Origin of the sequence: Winogradskyella aurantiaca, from assembly GCF_003362725.1 — a bacterium.
In the GTDB taxonomy this organism is placed as follows: Bacteria; Bacteroidota; Bacteroidia; order Flavobacteriales; family Flavobacteriaceae; genus Winogradskyella_A; species Winogradskyella_A aurantiaca.
In genome coordinates this window covers 38,514-60,824 of record NZ_QKTV01000001.1, presented here as the reverse complement: position 1 = coordinate 60,824, position 22,311 = coordinate 38,514, and the positions used below count along the sequence as shown (strand labels likewise).

Annotated in this window: 22 protein-coding genes; 7 read left to right on the top strand and 15 right to left on the bottom strand. The window is 41.6% G+C overall.

Annotated features, from left to right (window positions below; translation table 11 throughout):
- Position 1 precedes the first annotated feature (1 nt).
- Positions 2-1,474, bottom strand: a complete 1,473-nt coding sequence (locus DN064_RS00285; RefSeq protein ID WP_198659379.1) for a choice-of-anchor B family protein — start codon at positions 1,472-1,474, stop codon at positions 2-4.
- A 109-nt stretch (positions 1,475-1,583) separates the two neighbouring features.
- On the opposite strand from DN064_RS00285, the gene thiL reads away from it, so the two are divergent.
- Positions 1,584-2,636 (top strand): thiamine-phosphate kinase, encoded by a 1,053-nt coding sequence (gene thiL, locus DN064_RS00280; RefSeq protein WP_115460614.1) that lies wholly within the window; start codon positions 1,584-1,586, stop codon positions 2,634-2,636.
- On the opposite strand, the gene DN064_RS00275 is transcribed toward thiL, so the two are convergent.
- The 3 genes from DN064_RS00275 to DN064_RS00265 all read right to left on the bottom strand — a co-directional run bounded on the left by DN064_RS00275 (position 2,620) and on the right by DN064_RS00265 (position 4,033).
- Positions 2,620-2,850, bottom strand: coding sequence for a hypothetical protein (locus tag DN064_RS00275; RefSeq protein ID WP_115460613.1), 231 nt, complete (start codon positions 2,848-2,850; stop codon positions 2,620-2,622). The two genes, thiL and DN064_RS00275, sit on opposite strands and share 17 nt — an antisense overlap.
- Before the next feature lie 79 nt (positions 2,851-2,929).
- Entirely contained in the window at positions 2,930-3,196 is a 267-nt protein-coding gene (locus tag DN064_RS00270; protein WP_115460612.1) for a hypothetical protein, read from the bottom strand.
- A 63-nt stretch (positions 3,197-3,259) separates the two neighbouring features.
- Entirely contained in the window at positions 3,260-4,033 is a 774-nt protein-coding gene (locus tag DN064_RS00265) for an alpha/beta fold hydrolase (protein WP_115460611.1), read from the bottom strand.
- A 52-nt stretch (positions 4,034-4,085) separates the two neighbouring features.
- On the opposite strand from DN064_RS00265, the gene DN064_RS00260 reads away from it, so the two are divergent.
- The 3 genes from DN064_RS00260 to DN064_RS00250 are packed head-to-tail and all read left to right on the top strand — an operon-like array spanning position 4,086 to position 7,608.
- Positions 4,086-5,630, top strand: a complete 1,545-nt coding sequence (locus tag DN064_RS00260; protein ID WP_115460610.1) for a serine hydrolase — start codon at positions 4,086-4,088, stop codon at positions 5,628-5,630.
- Positions 5,630-6,907, top strand: coding sequence for a branched-chain amino acid transport system II carrier protein (gene brnQ / locus DN064_RS00255; RefSeq protein ID WP_115460609.1), 1,278 nt, complete (start codon positions 5,630-5,632; stop codon positions 6,905-6,907). The genes DN064_RS00260 and brnQ overlap by 1 nt, the downstream gene beginning before the upstream one ends.
- A complete protein-coding gene (locus DN064_RS00250) occupies positions 6,904-7,608 on the top strand; it encodes a DNA adenine methylase (RefSeq protein WP_115460608.1) in 705 nt (234 codons plus the stop codon). The genes brnQ and DN064_RS00250 overlap by 4 nt, the downstream gene beginning before the upstream one ends.
- Here the strand turns inward: DN064_RS00250 and DN064_RS00245 are convergent.
- The 3 genes from DN064_RS00245 to DN064_RS00235 all read right to left on the bottom strand — a co-directional run bounded on the left by DN064_RS00245 (position 7,605) and on the right by DN064_RS00235 (position 10,112).
- Positions 7,605-8,573, bottom strand: coding sequence for a hypothetical protein (locus DN064_RS00245; protein WP_157962185.1), 969 nt, complete (start codon positions 8,571-8,573; stop codon positions 7,605-7,607). The two genes, DN064_RS00250 and DN064_RS00245, sit on opposite strands and share 4 nt — an antisense overlap.
- Positions 8,574-8,599: 26 nt before the next feature.
- Positions 8,600-9,349: a copper resistance protein NlpE N-terminal domain-containing protein gene (locus tag DN064_RS00240; protein WP_198659378.1), complete on the bottom strand. Its 750-nt coding sequence runs from the start codon at positions 9,347-9,349 to the stop codon at positions 8,600-8,602.
- Positions 9,350-9,461: 112 nt separating this feature from the next.
- Positions 9,462-10,112, bottom strand: coding sequence for a hypothetical protein (locus DN064_RS00235; protein ID WP_115460605.1), 651 nt, complete (start codon positions 10,110-10,112; stop codon positions 9,462-9,464).
- Between the two features lie 100 nt (positions 10,113-10,212).
- Here DN064_RS00235 and DN064_RS00230 point away from each other — a divergent pair, with 100 nt between their 5' ends.
- Positions 10,213-11,550, top strand: coding sequence for an aspartate kinase (locus DN064_RS00230; RefSeq protein ID WP_115460604.1), 1,338 nt, complete (start codon positions 10,213-10,215; stop codon positions 11,548-11,550).
- On the opposite strand, the gene DN064_RS00225 is transcribed toward DN064_RS00230, so the two are convergent.
- The 4 genes from DN064_RS00225 to DN064_RS00210 all read right to left on the bottom strand — a co-directional run bounded on the left by DN064_RS00225 (position 11,547) and on the right by DN064_RS00210 (position 18,184).
- Positions 11,547-13,013 carry an efflux transporter outer membrane subunit gene (locus DN064_RS00225; RefSeq protein ID WP_115460603.1) on the bottom strand — a complete coding sequence of 489 codons (1,467 nt, stop codon included), beginning with the start codon at positions 13,011-13,013 and terminating at the stop codon, positions 11,547-11,549. The two genes, DN064_RS00230 and DN064_RS00225, sit on opposite strands and share 4 nt — an antisense overlap.
- On the bottom strand, positions 13,010-16,210 hold the full coding sequence (locus DN064_RS00220; protein ID WP_115460602.1) for an efflux RND transporter permease subunit: 3,201 nt from the start codon (positions 16,208-16,210) through the stop codon (positions 13,010-13,012). Before DN064_RS00220 ends, DN064_RS00225 begins: the two co-directional genes overlap by 4 nt.
- A 2-nt stretch (positions 16,211-16,212) precedes the next feature.
- Positions 16,213-17,367 carry an efflux RND transporter periplasmic adaptor subunit gene (locus DN064_RS00215; protein WP_115460601.1) on the bottom strand — a complete coding sequence of 385 codons (1,155 nt, stop codon included), beginning with the start codon at positions 17,365-17,367 and terminating at the stop codon, positions 16,213-16,215.
- Positions 17,368-17,473: 106 nt separating this feature from the next.
- Positions 17,474-18,184, bottom strand: coding sequence for a hypothetical protein (locus DN064_RS00210; protein WP_115460600.1), 711 nt, complete (start codon positions 18,182-18,184; stop codon positions 17,474-17,476).
- 135 nt (positions 18,185-18,319) lie between these two features.
- On the opposite strand from DN064_RS00210, the gene DN064_RS00205 reads away from it, so the two are divergent.
- The gene (locus tag DN064_RS00205) at positions 18,320-18,823 is read left to right on the top strand and encodes a DUF2391 family protein (RefSeq protein WP_115460599.1); all 504 of its coding nucleotides are present in this window, start codon (positions 18,320-18,322) and stop codon (positions 18,821-18,823) included.
- Here the strand turns inward: DN064_RS00205 and DN064_RS14115 are convergent.
- The 4 genes from DN064_RS14115 to DN064_RS00190 form a co-directional block, all read right to left on the bottom strand.
- The gene (locus DN064_RS14115; protein WP_157962184.1) at positions 18,816-18,956 is read right to left on the bottom strand and encodes a hypothetical protein; all 141 of its coding nucleotides are present in this window, start codon (positions 18,954-18,956) and stop codon (positions 18,816-18,818) included. The genes DN064_RS00205 and DN064_RS14115 overlap by 8 nt on opposite strands.
- A gap of 189 nt (positions 18,957-19,145) precedes the next feature.
- Positions 19,146-19,349 (bottom strand): 30S ribosomal protein S21, encoded by a 204-nt coding sequence (rpsU, locus tag DN064_RS00200; RefSeq protein WP_115460598.1) that lies wholly within the window; start codon positions 19,347-19,349, stop codon positions 19,146-19,148.
- A gap of 187 nt (positions 19,350-19,536) precedes the next feature.
- Complete coding sequence (locus DN064_RS00195) at positions 19,537-20,265, bottom strand: NYN domain-containing protein (protein WP_115460597.1); 729 nt, start codon at positions 20,263-20,265, stop codon at positions 19,537-19,539.
- Positions 20,266-20,327: 62 nt separating this feature from the next.
- Complete coding sequence (locus DN064_RS00190) at positions 20,328-21,269, bottom strand: aldo/keto reductase (RefSeq protein WP_115460596.1); 942 nt, start codon at positions 21,267-21,269, stop codon at positions 20,328-20,330.
- Positions 21,270-21,439: 170 nt separating this feature from the next.
- On the opposite strand from DN064_RS00190, the gene DN064_RS00185 reads away from it, so the two are divergent.
- Entirely contained in the window at positions 21,440-22,309 is an 870-nt protein-coding gene (locus DN064_RS00185) for a hypothetical protein (protein ID WP_115460595.1), read from the top strand.
- The last annotated feature ends 2 nt before the right edge of the window (positions 22,310-22,311 follow it).

The window sequence follows — 22,311 nt, the reverse complement described above, 5'->3', positions numbered from 1 at the left end:
TCTATTCTTCACTTTTACGGAGAACAAATAACCCTTCAACGGTATCGCTCACAATAATATTACCACTTTCAAAATAGGGATACACACTCCATACTCCATCAAAATTTGTAGAGTTATTAGACTGAAAGGTGTCGAAAAAACGAACTTCCGTCATGGCACTTGTTGAAGCGCCAATATTAGAGATGTCTAAAATTCGCAAGCCGGCAGTATAATTGGCTAGATAGTACTCATCGCCAAGTACATAACCATTGTGGTCAATAGCTGGTGTGGGCCCGAAGTAGGAACTTGATAATTTTGGATCGTCCAGGTCTGAGAAATCAAAGACCAACGTTTTTGTGTTAAAACCAAAGTTGCGTTCATCCAATTCATCACCCAGAATAAAGTATTGCTGATCCTCAGTAAACCATCCTTGATGGGCATAACCATTTTGTGGATATGAAAATGAGCTGATTTGGGTAACATTGGATTTATCGGTAACATCGAGTATCACCACGCGGTCGCTTGGGCCATGACTTCCAACATAAATTTCTCGTCCCGTATAATCTGTATCTGGTCCAGAATAGGTGACCACCTGAGCATCATGCGAATACCCATCAGAGCTATAACTGCCTAAAAACATGGGGTTTGTTGGATTGGAGATGTCTACAAATATGGGTCCACCACTGGCAGAGTCGCATCCTACGAGATAGGCTACAGCCTCACTTTCGTTGATGACAATATTATGACAACTTCCAATCCCGCTATAAATAGCATCAGCCGCAAATGTTTGAGGTCCATTGAAAGAGGAACGTAAGCGTGTTAAATCAAATACCTGCATACCATGCGCTCCAACACCATCTGCTACAATAAAGGCGTGGTTATTATACACCTTAATATCGCGCCAGAAATTGGTTCCAGCACTGGTGTTGAGTCTACCTATAAAAACAGGTTCTTGTGGATCTGTAACATCTACAAATGCGGTACTATTGGTAAGAGCCACTAAGGCATATTCACTACCAGTAGTAGGGTCAGTCCAACCCCAGATGTCACTTCCTTCGGCAGAGCTACTGCCGCCTAAGGTCTGTGTGTCTATTTTAGAAATCAGGTCAATACCATCACAAGGATAATCACCGGCCATTCCATTCTCACATTTGAACAATCCTGGAAATCGGTCGTCTGAATCATCACAAACATCACCAAGACCATCTTCATCAATATCTGCCTGATCTGGGTTGGCAGTATCAGGGCAATTATCTTCCGAATCAATAACACCATCATTGTCCATATCATTATCACAAGCATCCCCAATGCCATCATCATCAGCATCCTCCTGATCGGGATTGGCCATATCAGGGCAATTGTCAACGGCGTCCACAATACCATCTAAATCCGTATCTGGTTCTTGAGCGGGTGCATCGTCATTGTTGGTGCAGGCTAAAACCAAGCCTAAGGCCAACAAGAAGACATACTTATGAATGGAAGTGCTATTAATCATCATTACTTTTTTGGGCAAATTACTGAAATTATATGGTTGAGAACTTCAGTTTGATAATAAACTTCTACAAACCCTTTTTAAGTATGTAAAAGCTGTCTAATTTTGCAAAATGTTTGAAGATAAAAATCCACAGCGTACACCCTTGAGTGAATTAGGTGAGTTTAAATTGATAGATCACCTCACTACACAATTTCAGATTCAAAAAACCTCTACTGTAAAAGGCATTGGAGATGATGCGGCCATATTAGACCTGAGTGATGACCAAACCGTTATTACAACAGACCTTCTTATTGAGGGAGTTCATTTTGATTTGTCTTATGTACCCTTAAAGCATCTGGGCTATAAAGCAGTAATGGTTAATTTATCTGATGTTTACGCTATGAATGCCGAGGCTTCTCAAATTACGGTCTCTATCGCGGTATCTAACAGATTTCCACTCGAAGCTTTGGAAGAATTGTATGCCGGAATTAAAACGGCTGCAGATTTGTACAAGGTCGATTTGGTAGGTGGTGATACAACCTCTTCTACCTCAGGTCTTATTATTTCAATTACGGCCTTAGGGACTGTTGCCTCTAATAAAGTGGTACAACGATCCGGGGCTAAACCCAACGACCTGTTGGTGGTTTCTGGTGACCTGGGGGGTGCATATATGGGACTTCAAGTATTGGAACGGGAAAAGGAAGTGTTTAAAGTAAACCCTCAAAATCAGCCAGATCTTTCAATGTATACTTACATTATAGAACGGCAATTAAAACCTGAGGCGAGAAAAGATGTGGTTGAGCTATTGGATAAATTAAATGTCAAACCAACCAGTATGATTGATATTAGTGATGGATTATCATCTGAGGTGATTCATTTATGTAAGAACAGTCAGGTTGGAATGGAATTATACGAAAACAAAATTCCGTTGGATCCTCAAGTGATTTCTACTTGCGAGGAATTTAATATCGATAGCACAACCGTTGCCCTTAATGGGGGTGAGGATTATGAATTGTTAATGACGATTGATCAAAAAGACTTTCCAAAAATTAAAGGGAATCCCAATCTAACAGTGATAGGCTATGTAACCGAAGAAGCAGGAGGAATGCATTTAGTTACAAGAGCTGAAACAAAAGTTCCTATTATTGCCAAAGGGTGGAACGCGCTTAATCCTCAATCATAAGCCAGCGCTGACTTTTTTCGAGACGTTTGTTATGAACTCGGTGGAGTACTGAATTAATGTGTTTGTATTTTGTGGTTAATGGGACCATTTCACCATTACCATTAATAGTCATTTCTTTGCCGCAATTTTTACAACGGTATTCTTTTACGAAATAGGTAACCTCTCTTTTTATTTGAAAATTATGCCCAAATACTGCGCAATGCAAATGCTTCATTAATAACTATTTTCTTTAGCGGATGGTCAGAAGGACACTAAAGATAATAAAAACAATGAAGTAAGTATCTAAGTTATTGTTAATACATGGCGGCCATGCGAGTCACCTTTCGGCCAAGTCTTGCCATACGGTTTTGATAGATACGTTCTAGTGCAGAATTGATTTCCTGGTACTTTGGTGTTAATTCAATTAAGTTGCCGTTAACGTCAGTCGTCAACTGATGCTTGCAACAGGTACAGGTGTATTCCTTAACATGTTTGGTCACCCGTTTGGTCAATTGATAATTATGACCAAATACACTGCAATACAATCTAGCAAAAGAGGATGCGTTGGTTTTAGTACTCATGGTCTTAGATTTGGTTTGATAAAACTATGAAAAAAAACCTCAATAATCGCTAAATAACTTAAATTATTGGATAAAGTGTAATAAAAAGTAAGTTAAATCATACATATTTTCAATATGACTCATATGCCCTCCAGATAATTCACAGACGGAGACATCGGCATCCTGGACGGTACTTTTCAAAAATTCACCATCTACTATAGTATCCTTAGAACCAATGATAAGCGCTTTTGGCCCTTGAACTTTTAAAAAGCTTTCCAAGTGGTTTTTTCGCAACTGCATACCATTCTGTGCAGCGATATAACCTTGCACTGGTGTTTGAAGTGCCACCTCCAAAGCATCTTCAAATTGATTTTTAAAAGTAGTCCGGCTTTCCGGGGCAAATAAATTTGAGAAGGATAAGCGTACCAGATTCTCGTAGTTTGTTTTGGCCATTTCAATAGAGCGTTGTCTCAGTTCTTTACGTTCCTCAGAATCTTCTTGAAAGGTTGAATTCATTAAACAAAGACCAGACACGAAACTTGGCTTCATATGAGCAATGGCTAAGGCCACATAGCCTCCCATGGAATGTCCAATAAACTTTGCGGTACTAACCGATAGGTGTTGTAACAAGTGCATTACCAATTGGGCCATTTCTTCCATAGAATGCACATAACCCAAACATCCTGTTTTGCCGTGACCTGGCAGATCTATGGTAATGACGCGATGTGTATGCTTAAATTCACCAACTAAATAATGCCACATTGTAGAGGTCTCTAGAAATCCATGGAGTAGTACTATGGCCTCTCCCTCTCCAAATTCTTCATAATAGGCCTTGATCCCTTTGTAAGCAAATCTCATGGCCACAAATGTACGCTTTTACTATATTTGAGATTATTGTAATCACCACCGTATGCGATCCTATTTTTTAGTTATTCTTTCACTTGTTAGTTCAGCAGTTCTGGCACAAATTGATTCCAGTTCTTTAGACAAGTTAATTACCAATACCATAACAACCTTTGAAGTCCCCGGTATTTCAGTGGGTATTTATAAAGATGGGAACCTTATTTATGCCAAAGGGCATGGAGTCCGATCTATGGAAACTCAAAAACCAATGGACGCCAATACACTTGTTGGAGTGGCTTCAAATAGTAAAGGGTTTACCTGTTTTGCATTGGCCATGCTTATCGATGAAGGCAAGCTGCAATGGGATGATAAGGTGAGAACCCATATTCCTGAATTCCAATTACAGGATTCCTGGGCCACCGACCAATTTACCATCAAAGACCTGGTAACCCATAGATCTGGATTAGGACTTGGGGGCGGCGATCTGATGTTTTTTCCTGAAGGCGGGGATTTTAGCATTCAAGACATTATCGATAATTTAAAATACATTGAACCCGACAGCTCTTTTAGAAGCACCTTTGAGTATAACAATCTCATGTTTATTGTGGCTGGTGAGGTGATTAAACGGGTTAGTGGAATGACCTGGGAAGAGTTCATAGAAAACCGAATTATGAAACCGGTGGGTATGACCAGTAGTAAGGCCTCCTATAATAGAGTCACTGATAAATCAAATATTATTGAAGCCCATACAAGAACAGAAGGAAAGGTTATTCAGATTCCTCATGATTGGAGTCCAACGGCAAATGCCGCAGGTGGTATTGTTAGTAATGTACCAGATATGCTTACTTGGGCTAAGTTTCTTATGAATGATGCTGTTACTGCCAGCGGTGAGCGTTTGTTGAGTTCAGCACAATTTCACGAATTGTGGCAATTACAAATGCCCTTAACAGTTAGGCCTGGGGATTGGTATGATTCCAATTTTAGAGGCTATGGCCTGGGATGGTTTGTGACCGATGTCAAAGGAGGCTATAAGCAGGTGTACCATACAGGAGGACTTTTAGGTACGGTGACCCAGTTTACCATGATACCCGAATTGGATCTGGCCATTGTGGTACTTACCAATCAGATGGTAGGGTCGGCATTCAATACCATTACTAATACCATTAAAGATAGTTACCTAGGCTACGAGGATCGGTCCTGGTTAACCACTTACGGTGAAAGGCACCACAAGTATTTGAAGTATAACGATAGCATTAAAGCCGCAGTTTACAGTCAGACAAAAGCCATGCAATCAAGTTCTGCATTGCCCAAACCCGATCAGATTGTTGGAACGTTTACAGATGATTGGTTTGGAGACGTTGTTATTACTCATAATGCGGGAGACTACCGTATTGCATGTGCAAAATCCAAAGATCTGAAGGGTGATTTATTACCTTATAACGCCACAACCTTTGTGGCCAAGTGGGACAACCGATCTTTTGATGCCGATGTGTTTGTCAAATTTACATTTGATGAGACCGGTAAGGCCATATCGGCCACCATGAGTTACATAGCCCCAATTACCGATTTTAGTTTTGATTTTCAGGATCTTGAGCTCGTGAGAACTAAGTAATGAAGCACACCAAACGCATTTTAATTTTTGGATTTGCATTATTTGCAGGATTCTTTGGTGCTGGGAACTTAATATTACCGCCTCTATTAGGGTTTAAGACCGGACCTGACTGGTGGATGGTTGCTCTGGGATTTGTTCTAACAACCACAATAATTCCATTGTTATCCTTATTTGGCCATGCCAAATTACAAGGCACTATGCTAGACTTTGGCAAGAAAGTATCACCAAAATTTAGTTTGATCTATTGTATTATTATGTATTTGATCGTGGTGGCCTTACCAGCTCCAAGGACGGCAGCAGTGACCCATGAGATGGCCATAGCCCCATTGTTTAATAGGCCACCAATAGTAACCAGTACCATCTATTTTGTCCTGGTTTTCATTTTTGTGGTCAATAGGTCCAAGGCTTTAAACTTATTGGGTAAGTACCTTACTCCACTCATTGTAACTATGGTGTTACTCATCATTGTCATTGGGTTGTTTTCAGCCTCGGATGCCATGGAATTATCGCGTATGGAAGTGCCCATTGTAGACGGATTCATTGAAGGGTACCAAACCTATGATGCCCTTGCCGGTATGGTTATGGGGGGTGTTATAATTATATCACTCAATGCTCAGGGATTTAAATCTTATAAAGAAAAACGATCCATTATAGCTAAATCCGGCTTTGTGGCCATGTTTGGTCTCTTTGTTATTTATGCGGGACTTATTGCGTTAGGGGCACAGTACAATTCAGGATTTGATCATGATGTCAGTAGAACCGAATTGCTTTTAGGATTGTCCACGATTACCTTGGGGTCTATAGGTTCCAGTTTTGTAAGTATTCTGGTGGCGCTGGCCTGCTTTACCACAGCTGTAGCTATTACGGTTTCCATTGCTGATTTTTTTAAAGAGTTGTTTAAAGGGTCTGAAAAGGCTTATGTGTCCACAGCTGTAGTTTGCTGTCTTGTAGGTGTGGTCATGGGAAGTTACAATGTAGGCTTTATTATAGATATAGCGCTTCCAGCCTTAATGTTCATTTACCCTATTTCTATTGTTCTAATTTTGTTGAACTTATTTGACGACGATTGGGCCTCCAAAAGTATTCATAGAATGGTAGTGCTTACGGCATTTGTGTTTAGCATTCCAGACTTCCTTCAGTTTTTTGTCAAGGCTGAGCAGCTACAACCGTTTGTGGATGCCATTCCTTTGGCATCTTATAATATGGGTTGGGTATTGCCTTCGGTGATTGTTTTTTTTATGATGAATATTATGAATCGTTTAAGGTCAAGGGAATGAAGTACATGGGCAGCAAATCGCGCTTTGCCAAAGACTTACTACCCATTCTATTAAAGGACCGGGAAAATGACCAATATTATGTAGAACCCTTTGCGGGCGGGATGAACATGATGGACAAGGTGTCTGGAAATCGCATTGCCAATGACGCACATCAGGAGTTAATGGCCATGTGGTGTGCGTTGATTTATGACAATTGGAATCCGCCTAGTTTTGTTTCTGAAGCACTGTACCTTGATATGCGGGATAATCCAGAAGCTTTTAAGAGTTACGAACGTGGTTATGTTGGATTTAATTCCTATGCTGGTAAATGGTTTGCTGGTTACCGCAGAGATAAAGAAGGAAAACGCGACTATTGGCGTGAGCACTACAACAATATAAAAAGGCAGATACCCTTTTTAAAGGGGGTAGAATTACGCAATCAATCCTATCTGGAACTAGATATACCCGAAAATAGCATCATCTATTGTGACCCCCCTTACGAGGCAACAACGTCTTACAGGTCTGGATTTGATCATGTAAAATTTTGGGAGTGGTGCCGTGAGAAATCAAAGGAAGGGCATCAGGTATTTATTAGCGAGTACAGGGCTCCGGGGGACTTTTATTGTGTTTGGGAAAGAGATGCTAAGAGTACGTTTTCTTATAATGGAACTTCTGGAGGAACAAAAGAAAGCAAGGAGCGCTTATTTGTCTATCAACCTTAATCCATGTAGTCCATGACTAACAGATAGGATTCTGGAAAGTTGCTTAAGTCAGATTCTTCTACCAGTTCTCCCATACTAGCATTAGAGGTGTAGTGATTGTCATTATAGGTTAATCGACGCATGCCATCACTGTAAACATATAGATCTTTCCATTGCCCAGCTAATGTTTGCTGCTCCTCTATACTTAATACCGGAATATAAATAGGGGGGCGACTCACTGTTATTGCAGATTCAGTGTCTCCCTTACTGTTGACCACAAACAAATTACAGCCACCACTACCACATAGCATCGGGTCCATAACATAGATTAAATATTCCATGGAGGAGGCATCGTTATCGAGGTTAAGCATGACTTCCATAAAGGGTATGGTTTCCAAATCAGATTCTGTAAAACCATTTTTTAAAAGAAAGTCCAGTTGTTTCAATCGGCTTCTATCGGTTGAATTAATACGTCCCTCTAATTCCTGCCGTTTAAACGTTTTAAAGATGGTCTCAAAGGTATTGGGATCAACTGCAGGTAGGCTAGCTGCCATGCCTCCCGTATCGGTGTACCCCAGTCCAAATGCTTCTTCAAGTAAGGGGTATGCTATAGCTTCTTTGTAACGTTCTCCTTCAGCATAAAATAACCGCTTGCACATTAATTGCTGGGTTTCCCGGTCAATGATACCTGAGAAAGAACCACGCATCCCATCACTTCCATAGGGCTGAAAATAAAAGGACCCTCGAACAAGATCCGTACTATCTATTTCAAAACGGACCAGTTCGGCATTGTATTTTCCACCTTCCAGTGCCGAGTTTTGTAATTGCCCAAAGTAATAATCACCAGGACCGTAAAAGATGGTCTCTGTTTCAGGTTGATCAATCAGGTTCTCTACCTGTTCATTAGAGGGTGGTGTATTGGCTGACTCCTTGCAACGGTACATGACCAAGCAGCAAAAGGCTACTGTTAGGAGTTGGGAAATCAAATATGGACGAAGCTTAATCAATAATCTTAGGGTGTTTCAGGAACGAATTTAAATTTAGCTAATGGTGCCATCCGCGCTTTATTCAAATGCAACTCATCATTACTTACAGTGTAATTATCAGCTCTATCTAAAACCTCGTTGAGTTGATCTGAGATATTCTCGTATGGACAGGCCATAAGGGTCGTAATGCCCGGCGCCAGCTTAAACCTATTGCCCTCCAGGAGTTCATACCCCATAGAAATTTGATTACAACCATTATTACCACTTACCATGGCATTCTCTGAGTTAAAAATCAAATAAGCCTCTTTTTGTCCTTCTTGTAATTCAATGGGCTGTCCCATGAGTTCTTTTAAAACCCACTTCTTATTTTCCAAAGCTAGATCCATTCGGTTTTTGTATAAGATGTATTGATCAGCCAGAGAGTCAGAAATCTGCTGAAGGTTCTCGTCTAGATGCCAGAGCTGATTTTCACCTACTTTATAGCCTTGTGTACGGCCATCCTCAAGGGCTAATATAATTACAGAGCCTGCATCAACCCAACTAAAACTACCGCGTTCAACAATAGCTTGTTGCGACTTGTCTTTGTAAAATTCTACTCTTCGAAAATCACCATCGGAACGCAAGGTTAAGGTGGTTGCAATTCCCGAACAGTCGTCACAAGGCAAAACACCTTTGTATTGCCCATTCCAATCCAGGGCATTTTCACTAGTATCACCAGAAGATAATTCTGTTGCCGTTTCCGTATCGGATTTTGAACTTTCTTTACAAGACGTCATCAAGCTTAAAATGACTAAAAGACTAAGACAAGACTTCGGGGATAATGGGAGCATAGGGTTTTAATTAAGTCCTTAATATGTAGAAATTTACAAAAAAACTGCAAAGAACACCTTAAGCTTTTAAATTCTTAATGATTCCAAAGGCTAAATCCACAATATGATCTTTTACCAATACGGTAAATTCATTGGTGGTTGAGATAACTTCATAGAGTGATATGCCCTCCCATGCAAAGCGCTTAAAAATGTGGTAATACAGCCCAGGAATTTCAGAATTGTTTTCTGGTAAGCGAATGCTTATGGCCGAAAGTTGGTCCTGCCTACCTAATAGATTTTCCTCGGAAAACTTGGTTTCAACCAAGGGCAACTCAGACTCTGAGACAACTAGGTTGCTCTCATACAATCCTCTTGAGAAAGCGTAAAACGCTTTGGGATTAATCACCTCTAGTATTTGAGCGTGGTTGTGCACAAGACTACTTGAGTTCTGAAAGGTAAGGTCTACCAAACGCGATCTTACGGTAATGTCACCTAACTGTTGTAGACTGGTTTTTAGTTTCTTTTCTGAGCGCAGACGCTGCGGAGGTTGAAAACGTCGCAAGGCCATCATTATGGCTCCAGATTTCACGGGTTTTTTTAGCATAGAGGCTATGGTGGGTTGTAGTTCTTCTGCTAAAGCCGAGTAATTTATAATATGCCTGGAGATGGCTTCCTCCAAAAAGGGTTGCTGGATTAGCAACTCTTGGACACAGGCTGAAATAGTCTTCATGTTAATTAATTAACAATTTGTGCAAATTTATATAAATTTTCTAGTTTTTATGGTCGCATCTCAGGAGGGGCCTAATTTCGTGGTTTTAAAATGATACATAATGTTGGTATATAAATTTGGAGGCACCTCAGTCGGATCGGTTCAAAACATGAACCATGTCAAAGAGATAATTCAAGGCGAAGAACAAAAACTGGTGGTGTTATCGGCGATGTCAGGTACAACTAATGCCTTGGTCAAGTTATCGCAGAGCATTGCAAATGGAGATAAAGAATCGGCCATAATTCAGTTACATCAGCTGAATGAATCCTATCAAACAACAGTCTATGAATTGCTTCATGACCAACCATTGCGTCAGGAAACATCAGCTTATGTTAATGCCATTTTTCAAACCTTAACAGATGCGGTGGCCGTACCCCATTCTCAACTGTTGCATAATACGATTGTCGCCCAAGGAGAACTCCTATCTACTTATATGTTTAGCCGCTTTTTGCAACAGGAAGGGCATTCAGTGGTATTACTTCCTGCGCTTGAGTTTATGCGTATCGATCGAATGAATGAACCTGATAATTTTTACATTCAGCAAAACTTACGTCGGTTGATTGCGCAACAGCCTAAGGCAGATTTCTATATAACCCAAGGGTTTGTTTGTTTAGATGCCGAAGGGAAAATTGCCAATCTTCAGCGGGGTGGCAGTGATTATACAGCAACCATTATCGGAGCGGCCATTAATGCCCAAGAAGTTCAAATCTGGACGGATATCGATGGCTTCCATAACAACGATCCACGGCATGTGCATCACACCCAATCTCTGTCGCATTTAAGTTTTGATGAAGCAGCAGAGTTGGCCTATTTTGGAGCTAAAATTTTACATCCACAAACAGTATTGCCCTTACGGAACTTAAATATACCCTTGAAGTTAAAAAACACCATGGACCCTAAGGCTGCCGGTACTACTATTAATAATGAAATTCACGGTGAGGGAATTAAGGCGATTGCCGCCAAAGATGGCATTACGGCTATCAAGATAAAATCAGTTCGGATGTTACTAGCCCACGGTTTTCTTAAGAAGGTGTTTGAGGTTTTTGAAACCTACGAGACATCTATTGATATGATTACCACTTCGGAGATTGCAGTATCCTTGACCATAGATGATACGAGTCGATTGAACGAGATAATTGAAGCCCTGGAAAAATTTGCTACCGTTGAGGTGGACGACTACATGAGTATTGTGTGCATGGTGGGAAATAATATCATTCACCATCCGGATACTCCAGCATTATTTCAGGTGTTACAGGATGTCAACGTGCGCATGATTGCCTATGGAGGTAGCAATAATAATATTTCGGTATTGGTGAACACTAGCGACAAAAAAGAAACGCTGCAAAAATTGCAGCGCTATGCTTTTGAAGCTTCTTCTATTAATGCCAGTTTAGCTTAATCGTTGTTATTAGCTTGGGCTTCAGCCTCAGCTTCAGCAGCCGCCTGTTCTTCCTCTTCGCTTAACCAACCACCACCAAGTGCTTTATACAATTGCACTTGATTGGTTAATAATACCGCTCGAAGGTCTTCCAATAACAACTCAGCATCAAAGGCTTGCCGCTGTTGTTCCAGAAATTCTAGATAACTCGTCACCCCTTTATCGTAACGCTCACGTGCCAGGAATTGAGCTTCCAAGGCGACGCGTCGTCGTTCTTGTGCTATGGCAATTTCTTCTTTAGTTGTGCTTATGGCAATTAATAAATCTTCTACTTCGGCTACCGCGCCAAAGACGGTATTTTGATATTGGTAAACCGCCTGGAAGGTTCTACTTTCCTCAATGTCTACCTGGCGCTGTAATTGACCAAAATAAAACAACGGAGCCAATAGACTACCACCTAAATTCCAAAGCGGATCTTTTAAGGTCAATTGACTAAAAGAAGGAGCCGCTATCCCTACGATACCTGTTAAACTCAATGAGGGTAATCTATTAGCCTTGGCAGCACCCGTAATTGCATTCTGAGCAATGACTCCGTATTCTGCCTGAATCACATCTGGACGCCTGGCGAGTAATTGAACCGGAGTTTCTAATGGCAATTCCAAGTCATCATTTTGTTCAGAAAGGGCTTTGCCCGTTTCAATGGGTCCTGGATTTTTACCGAGTAAAATGCTAATACTATTTTCAAGTTGTACAATTTGACGTCTGTATTGAGGAATGGCACCTGCTGCAATAGCATACTGGATTTTTGCCTGATCCACATCAATCATTGGTACAATGCCCTTATCATAACGCGCTTGTATAATTTGCGTCATACTGTCTCGTGATTTGGCATTGCGTTTGGCAATTTCGTATTGCTTTTTGGCACGTAAAAGGTCAAAATAATTACTTGCCACATCACTTACCAAGGCAATCATAATACCACGGTAGCCATACTCAGATGCTACGAGATCTGCTCTGGCGGCCTCCGATAAGCGTCTGAATTTCCCCCAGATGTCAATTTCCCAACTAACGCCAGCGGTACCTAGTAATAAATTACTAGTTGGCCCAACCTGGTTTAATAAGAAATTCCCTCTAGTTGCCTGAAAATCAGCATTGAATTTTGGCAGCATTTCTGCATTTTGAATCTTTAAGGCGTAGCGTGACTGTAGCACGTTTTCAGCCGCGATTAAAGCATTTCGGTTGTTAGCAAAAGCTTCCTTGACCAAGGTATCCAAAACGGGGTCGTTATACATTTTCCACCATCTCAGATTGGAGGTTTCTAACTGTAAGGAATCGGTATTAATCGTGTCATAAGCCACGGTACGAAGGGTATCCTGCATACGGTAGGAGGTGGGCTGATTAAATTCAGTTCCTTTATAATTTTTTCCTGCCTTACAAGCTTGAAGTAAAGCAGCAATCACTAATATGTAGACTAGTTTTTTCATTCTGCTTCTGGTATTTGGTTCATGCTTTGCGCCTTCTCACGCTTCTCTTCATACTTGCCAATTTTTCCAATTAACAGGAATAACATTGGATAGAAAAAGACCCCTAAAAGGGTAGCTATGGTCATACCTCCTAAGAGGGCCATACCCATTACCTTTCGTGCTTCGGCACCAGTACCCGATGCCACAACTAATGGGAATACCCCAAGTATGAATGAGAAGGCCGTCATAAGAATAGGCCTAAATCGGGATTTAGCGGCTTTTACGGCTGCATCATATAAGGATAAGCCTTTTTGAAACTCTTCATTGGCAAATTCTACAATAAGGATGGCATTCTTAGCAGCCATACCAATGAGCATTACAAAAGAAACCTGCGCAAAAATGTTATTCTCAAAACTGATACTAAAGAATCGCGCAATCCATAAAAAGGCCAGGGCTCCAAAAATAGCAAATGGTGTACCCAGGAGAATGGCAAATGGTAAACTCCAACTCTCGTACTGTGCTGCCAGAATTAAGAATACAAACACCAATGAGAAGGTGAGGATAATTCCTAAGGAACCAGAGGCTTTATTTTCCTGGAAACTCATGGCATTCCAGGAGGTCGTCATATCTCCCGGTAAGGTTTCGGCCGCCACCTCTTTTAAAGCTTGCATGGCTTGTGCTGAGGTGTAACCGGGGGCAGGACCTCCAGTAACTTCAACTGCTCTAAACAGATTAAAACGCACGGTATAATCCGGACCCGAAGTGGACTTGATGGTGGCCAAGGTAGACAGTGGTACCATCTCACCCTGATTGTTTTGCACAAAGAAGTTTTCAATTTTAGATTCGTCCACACGATATTCGCTTTCTGCCTGGATATAGGTTTTATACAAACGTCCAAATCGTGTAAAATCATTCACATAGGTACCTCCCATAAAGGCTCCAATCGTATTGTAAAGGTCGTTAAGAGATACCCCTAGTTTTAATGCTTTTTCTTTGTCAATATCCATAAAGCGCTGCGGTACTCGACTTTGGAAGGTGGTAAAAGCTTTTCCAATTTCCGGGCGAGCGTTGGCCGCCTGAATAAACTTCATGGTATTGTCCGACAGGTATTGTGGAGTGTTACCTCCCTTGTCCTGAATCATAATACTAAACCCAGAACCATTACCAAGTCCGGGGATGGCAGGTGGCCCAAAGGCGAAGGCCTGCGCACCACTTATTTCCATAGCAAGGCGAATGTTAATGCGATCTATGAGCTCCTTAGCTGTATAATCGCGTTCCCCCCAATCTTTCAAGGTAACAAACATAAAAGCGTTGTTGGTGGCCATGGATCCTGATAATAAGTTGTAACCAGTAGCGTTGGTAACATATTCAACCTCAGGAATGTTCATTAACATGGTTTCCACCTTATTTCCTATCTCATCAGACCGCTGCAATGAGGAGGCATCAGGTAATTGCACATTAACATAGAAATAACCCATATCCTCCTCAGGAATAAAACCACCTGGTACCATAGAACCGATGACTCCAGCCCCTATAGTTAGCGCTACAATGAATATTACCCCTCGTTTTAATTTGCCTGTAAGGGTAGAGGTTACAGACATATAACTGTTTGTAGATTTCTCCATCCAGCGGTTAAAACCGCCGAAAAATTTACCAAGCAACCCACCATAAGGCTCTGGCTTTTTCAATAAGATACTACATAAGGCCGGACTCAGTGTCAAGGCATTGACCGATGATACCAAAACGGATACCACAATGGTAATAGCAAATTGCTGGTATAGAATACCTGTGATACCTGCCATACCTGCAACGGGTATAAATACAGCCACCAACACCAGGGTCGTGGCAATTACAGGTGCGGTTACTTTACGCATGGCATCCAGTGTTGCCTCTTTAGGATTCATACCAGAATCAATATTTACCTGTACGGCTTCTACCACCACAATGGCATCATCCACCACAATACCAATGGCTAATACCAAACCTAATAAGGATAGTACATTAATGGTGAACCCTAATATGGGGAAAAAGATAAAGGCTCCTACCAAGGATACCGGAATGGCTAAGGTTGGAATCAAGGTTGCCCGCCAATCCTGAATAAATATAAATACCACCAGTACCACTAGAACCAGTGCAATAACCAAGGTGACTACAATATCTTTAATACCAGCGGTGATTGGTAAGGTTGAATCCAGTGACACATCATAGGTCATCCCTTCAGGGAAGCCCTTACTTAGTTCGGCCATCTCGGCCTTAATATTTTCTGCCAATTCCACGGCATTTGACCCTGGAGCCTGATAAAGGGCAACAATGGCTGCCGCTCTTGAGTTGACTTCTCCATCTTCGGTCTTAGTTCCCAGGCGCGGAATCATATTATAGGTTTCCACACCAAGCGCCACTCTGGCCACATCACCAATTTTAGTTTGCGAGCCGTCGGGCAGGGTTCTAATAACAATTTCTTCAAAGGCCTCGGGCGAATTAAAACGCTCAGGTAGGCGCACCGTATAGGTAAATTCCGTTCCAGGAGGAGCGGGTTCTGCACCAAACTTACCACCAGGAACAATGACGTTTTGTTCGTTGATGGCATTTACAATTTCAGGAACCGTAATACCTCTGATCGCTAATAGGTCTGGTTTGATCCAGATACGCATCGAGTAGTTGGCCGCACCCATAACGTCCACACGGCCTAAACCAGGTACCCGAGCCAGTTGATCCTTAATATTTATAAGACCGTAGTTCCCAAGAAAGTCCGAGTTGTTATGCGCAGGATTGCTGGTTGTTAAGGTTACCAGCATTAAAATATTGGGTAGTGACTTTTTAGTGGTCACCCCGTATTTGGTTACCGAGGCTGGTAATTTGGCCGAAGCCGCCGACACCCGGTTTTGTGCTAAAACGGTATTCATGTCGGGGTCGGTCCCTACATCAAAAGAGACCTGCACCACCATGGTACCATCATTGGCATTGGTAGACTTCATGTAGATCATGTTGTCCACCCCATTCATTTCCTGTTCTATAGGTGTGGCTACCGATTCTTCCACATTAGTAGCATTAGCACCGGTATAGGTGCCTCGTACTTCTACAATTGGAGGCGTTAAATTAGGATATTGCTCAATGGCCAATCCAATCACCGACACCCCACCTACAATAACGATGACTATGGCAATTACCATGGCCACAATAGGTCTGTGTACAAATAAATTCCCTTTGCTTTCTGCCATGGCTATTCTGCTGTTTTACTCTTGAATTCGCTGGCTACAGGAACCACCTCCATCTCCGGTCTAACTTTTTGAATGGCATCGATCACCACTTGATCTCCATCTTTTAATCCTTTAGAAATAATGACCATATCTCCCATTTTTGGACCTAAGGTCACTGGGGCGGAAACCACTTTGTTGTCCGGCCCAACCAACATCACGGAATATTGCCCTTGCAGTTCAATTAAACAACGTTGTGGTAAAACAATAGCATCTTTAGCAATACCTAATTGCAAGCGCACTTTGGCATACAATCCGGGACGTAAAATCAAGGATGAATTGGGGAAACTAGCTTGGATTAATAAGGATCCTGTAGACGCGTTTATCTGGGCATCTACAAAATCAATCCCCCCTTTTTCTTCATAAATACTACCATCGGCAAGAATTAGCTCAACAAATGGTTTCACTTTTCCTTCTTTAACCTCTTTAGAGATTTGTTCTGCCGTTTTATTCTTTCGAAATTCTCTGGCTAATTCGAGGTATTTGGCTTCGGATATTGAGAATTGTACGCGCACCGTATCAATTCTAGACACCGTATTAAGGATGACAGGATTGGGTTCTTTACCCACATATTCACCTTCTCGGGCTTCGGTCTTTCCTATGAGCCCTTCAATGGGGCTTCGTATTTCGGTATAACTGAGTCGTATATTCGCCTGTTCCAAGTTGGCTCTTGCAGCTTCTTCAGAAGCAATGGAGGCATCATAGGTGGCTTGCGCCGCATCCAGATCGGACTGACTCACCGCATTAATCTCAGCTAGAGGCTTGTAACGCTCCAACTCATTTTTAGCATTCACCTTCATGGTTTGCATTTGGGCCACCGTACTCTGTTGTGCTGCTACCTGAGCTAAAAACGGATCGGGGTCAATACTGTACAATAGCTGCCCGCGCGTTACACGAGTTCCCTCATCGAAAGAAATTTTTTCGAGAAAACCGTCGACTCTAGCCCTAATAGGGATGTCTTTTAATCCGTATATCTGACCAACTAGTTCCTCGTAAATGGGAACATCGCTTTGCTCAGCTTTAACAACCGGAATTTTTTGAGGTGGTAATTGTTGGGGGCCTTCGTCTTTTTTGCAGCTTACTATTAATAGTGCTACAAGGATAAATGATAAATGTCTCATGGATTGAAATAGCAATTCTCTCAAATGTAGAAAAATGCGCTATCCCTTCAAAATAATCTTAATTAAAAGTTAAAGACAATCGTCAAGAGGCCTTAAGCCCCGATTATCAGATGGTTCCTGATGCACTAATAAAGTTCAAAATCGCCTGTTTTTTCAGGATATCTTGTGTGAGCTTGTCCATTGATTTTGAGGTCATGTCGGGACTGTCTAACTGTAAGGATCGCAGACTACCATCCTCCTGGGGGGCAATAATAATGGTGCGCCCTTGGTTAAGATGGAACAATCGGGTGTTGACAATGGCAAAAGCCTCACCTTCGGCCGTAATAAAGGCGGCGTATTCAATGTTGGCTTTTGGACCTCTTATATACCCCTGCCCGTAGTAATCTGGATGGTTACGAGATAGGGCGATGGCTTGTGCATCGCGATCAGCAGTGGAGCCTACCACTAGAATCTGAAAGAATACCATATTGGGTAAATCGCCTAGCATAGCCTGATTTACCGGATTGTTGTAGACATAAAAGTTACTCGAGTAGAGGTGTTTTCCAGCCACTTCATATTGGTAATCTTTTTGACCCATGGCCACTTCGGCATCACCAGTTAGCAGTTCGTATTTAGGTACCGGATAGGCAGCTAGTTCAAAAGGGCCAGCCATATCCATACCTATCAATTGCTTATCTATTTCAAAAGTAGTCGTATCCCAGCTTGTGGAATCCTGAAGACGCTGCAGGTGATCCTGCCGCTGTTGTCGGGTGAAGGATTGGGCCTGCCCCAAATGTAAAAGGCCAAGAGCGCTCCATAAAAGTAGTGTTCTGTTCATTTTTTTGATTGATTAATGATTACAAAGAGATAGACGCTTTTACTAAAAAAATGGTTGCCTTGGCAAAAAACTTTTATGGGAAGGGAACCAGGAGATTAGTATCTTTAAGCAAGCTTGATCTTAAAATTTTAATATATGGATAAGATTCACACACATGAAACCACCATTAAGCGCATCAGTGGTTATTTGCATCGGGTAATTCCTGTTGCGGATCACAAGGGCAATGTCATTAGTTATGCTTTAAAACCAATTATGCTCGAATTCAAACCTCGCGATGTTCTACAGGTTATGATTGGTGCTGCCTTACTGGCCATGCCCGTTTGTTTAACCGAAGAAGCATGGGTGCTCGGAGAAGAATTACCGCCACTTAATGTGTTTTTTGTAGCGCTACTGTCAATAGTATTAATTGGCGTATTTGTCTATTATAATTTTTATAAGGTGACAATCAAGGGATATGAGCACCAATTTATCAGGCGTGTTTTAGGAACCTACCTAATTTCTTTGTTTGTTGTTGCCCTAATACTAACCACATTGAATAAATGTCCTTGGTTTATAGATACAGGCTTAGCTCTGAAAAGGGTTATAATAGTTGCCTTTCCAGCGTCAATGAGTGGTACCTTGAGTGATACTATTAAATAAACAAGAAGTTGTCTTCTTTTGGAGTGCCTTCCTGTTTAGACGGTCTCCTTTTTTTGGGTCTAACGACTGGTCTGGAAGCTTTGGGTTTTGGAGCTTCTTCGACAGTTTTTCGTAAATGGTTAACAAATTTCATTGCTTCGGGATTTAGTACATAACATATACGATCACAAGATACGTTTTGGATGATTTAGAACCAATAAAAATCGTTGATCTACAATGATTTAGCATTAAATTAACATAAAAGGGGCATCATAAGCCCATCCATGTCACCATCGGTATTATTATGGTCAAGAGGTCATCTACAACAAGGTATTTTTGAACTCTAAATGTCCTCGTGACCTTGCGATCTTAAATACGCCGCTTTGTGTTGTGCTTTTTGAAGTTGTTGGCGTTTTTTATCAGAGGGTTTGGTGAAGTGTTTACGCTCGCGAATTTCTTCTCTTTGCTTAACGTTTTTAACCTTGCGCTTATAGCGTTTTAAGGCACGATCTATATTTTCTCCTTCTTTAATAATAATTTTAAGCATCGTTCTTACGGATTTAAATTTGAGTTATAGCTAATAAAAGCGACCTGGCCTGAATTGATAAGTATTACAGAAGTTAACCTAAGTGCTACATAGAGACCGCTGAAAGGGAGCTTAAAAAAAGAAAAGGACCTTTAAAAACCTTATGGGGTCAAGGTACGGTGCTTAGTTGGGTCCTACAATAAAATCCTTACTTATTCTTAACAAAGATGAGTTTGTGACGACTTTTGGGGTTTTCACGCTGTTCAATATCAAACTGCCCAATGGATTTAATTAGCGGGGTTAGTTTGTCAAAACCATAATTTCTCGAATCAAAATTGGGACGTTTTTTTTGAATTAAACTGCCAACATCTCCCATAAAGGCCCAACCGTCATCATCGGACACATCACGAATAGAGGATTTGATTAAGCCAATATCGCGCTTACTAATTTTGTCTACTTTAGGTTTTCTACGCTTGGTGCGGGTCTCTTTATCCTCCTCCTGGCTACCAAGAATTTCGATGTAAATAAATTTATCACAAGCCACAATAAAAGGGTCTGGCGTTTTTTTCTCGCCAATACCAATCACCAACATGCCCGCCTCACGTAAGCGAGTGGCCAGTCGGGTAAAGTCACTGTCGCTGGATACCAGGCAAAACCCTTCTACTTTGCCGGAGTACAATAAATCCATGGCATCGATAATCATGGCAGAGTCAGTAGCGTTTTTACCTACGGTATAGGCGTATTGCTGTACTGGGGTAATGGCATTTTCAAGGAGTAGGTTTTTCCATTTTTTTACCCGGGGATGGGTCCAATCTCCATAAATACGTTTGATGGTGGGATTTCCATATTTGGTAATCTCTTCCATCATTTCTTTGACGTTAGCTGAAGGAATGTTATCGGCATCAATTAAGACCGCCATGTTTTTGGTAGTACTCATAAAGAAGGTTTTGGTAAAGATAAACTTTAGAACTGAGCAAATAGAAAAGCGTCACATGAATGTCAATTCCACCCAAGTTGTTTGCGCTCGGTCCAATAGTTTTCTGCAGGCACTCTAAAACTATTGAGTAATTCTATTTCTGAAGCTGATAATGCAAAGTCATGCACCTTGAGATTGCCATTGACATGGGCTGCTTGTGCGGCACCACTTAGGACCGTAAACGGTTGAATACTGTCCATAGCATAACGCAGGGCAATGGCATCAATACCAACGTCATAGTTTTTGGCCAGGGTATCCAATGCCTCATATAGCCTCTGGTATTGTGGGTAGTGCGTATTTGGAAAGATGCGTCCGTTAGCCAGAGCTTCTTTAATCACCACCCGTTTGTCTTGTAGTTGCGGCATGAGTTTAGCCAGGGATTGGTCCAGCATGTTATAGGTCACCTGAAACACTTCAAATAACGGTTCTCCTTCGCGCTCAATGGCTAATGCTGCTTCTAAAACGTCTGTCTGACTGGCGCCGGTGGTGCTTAGACCTACTTTAATGCCACTGGTCTTGATCTCCTGCAGGCGATCTAAAACCGCTTCGTTACGCAACACTCCTGAGTCAAATGTAGCTGAGTGGATTTGAAGCGTACTCAGCTCTGGTAACAAAGCTTGGGATTGCGACCATTGGGTATTCAGTAGGTCAATACTGTGTTCTTTAACTTCATGGACGGTGGCATTGGGATCAAAATTGGCGACGTATTTATAGCCCCATTTAGTAGCCAATTCCACATCGTCATGGGGATGCTGTTGCAACCAATCGTGTAGTAACTGTTCGGCCATACCATAACCCGGGGCCGTATCAAAATACCGAATACCACTTTGGTAAGCCGCTTCTAATAAATAAAGCCCCTGTTGGCGAAAGTCTTCCAAGGACTGCTCTTTTTTGGAGCCGTTTTGGCGAATGTTAATGTACTGAGGTCTACCGATAGCAGCGGTACCTAATCCAAGTGCGGGCATCGTTTTGTTGTTGAGGTTTAAAGGTACAATTTCGATACACAATAACGGTCTAAATCAACTTTTCAAGCGCTCTTTACACCTGTTAATTTATTGCCAATGACATTTCGTGTCACTGCTATAGGCTTGTTTTTCAGATAATTTTATAACAGTAATAAACTAAATCACGAGGTATGAAAACAACGGAATTTAGCAAGCCAATTGTTAGAGACATTGGTTTAAATATTGGAAAAGTGATGTCTAACAACCTATTGGTAGACAAGGGATTTAGGGATGCTAATTGCTTAGAACAAGACAGTGTAGCCCAATTGTTTCATGGGAATTTTAAGGCACACAAGAAAAATCGTTACCACCATCAGTTAAACGATTTGGTACACACCAAATTCACTATGGATAAACAGGCGGTAACGGCTGCCCATACCATATATGAGACCTTTTTTAAATGGGTAGTGACCACCTGCGCTGCCGGGGAGATTGATCATCAGGATTTGGCGCAGTTGTTACGGCATTTTAAACGAGTGAGTCGAAAGCTCAAGGCGATGGCCCAGGCGTATTTGCAGCAGGGAGATCAGGAAAGTGCAGAGGCTATACTTGACAAACTAGCGCATTTAAATGCTTTTATACAGCAGCTCAAACGCGGTTTATCCTTAGCAGATGTCGATAAATTACAAGAAGATGAAAAGGCAAAACAGGGTACGCAGATTTGGTTGATCGAACTCATATGTGCTATGGCCTTAATACACCTGTTTATATTTGGATTAGCGACCGAATTAATGGTGTTAACCTTTGGACTAGCGGGGGTTTTAATAGTGTCTTTGTTGTTAAAAATGGCATCAATAGCGGGACTATCGCAACATAAGCTCAGAATTAAAAAAGAACTCTGGGATCAACATCAGTTCTTGAAACGTCAGGCCGAATTATATGGAAATGCCATTCAGACCTTTCAGATAAAAGCAAAGACGCAACAGCATGCGGATTTTAAGAGAAAGTTGCAGGGGCAACGACCTACAGGGAAGCGATTGGTAATGCCTTTGCTGCGCTAAAA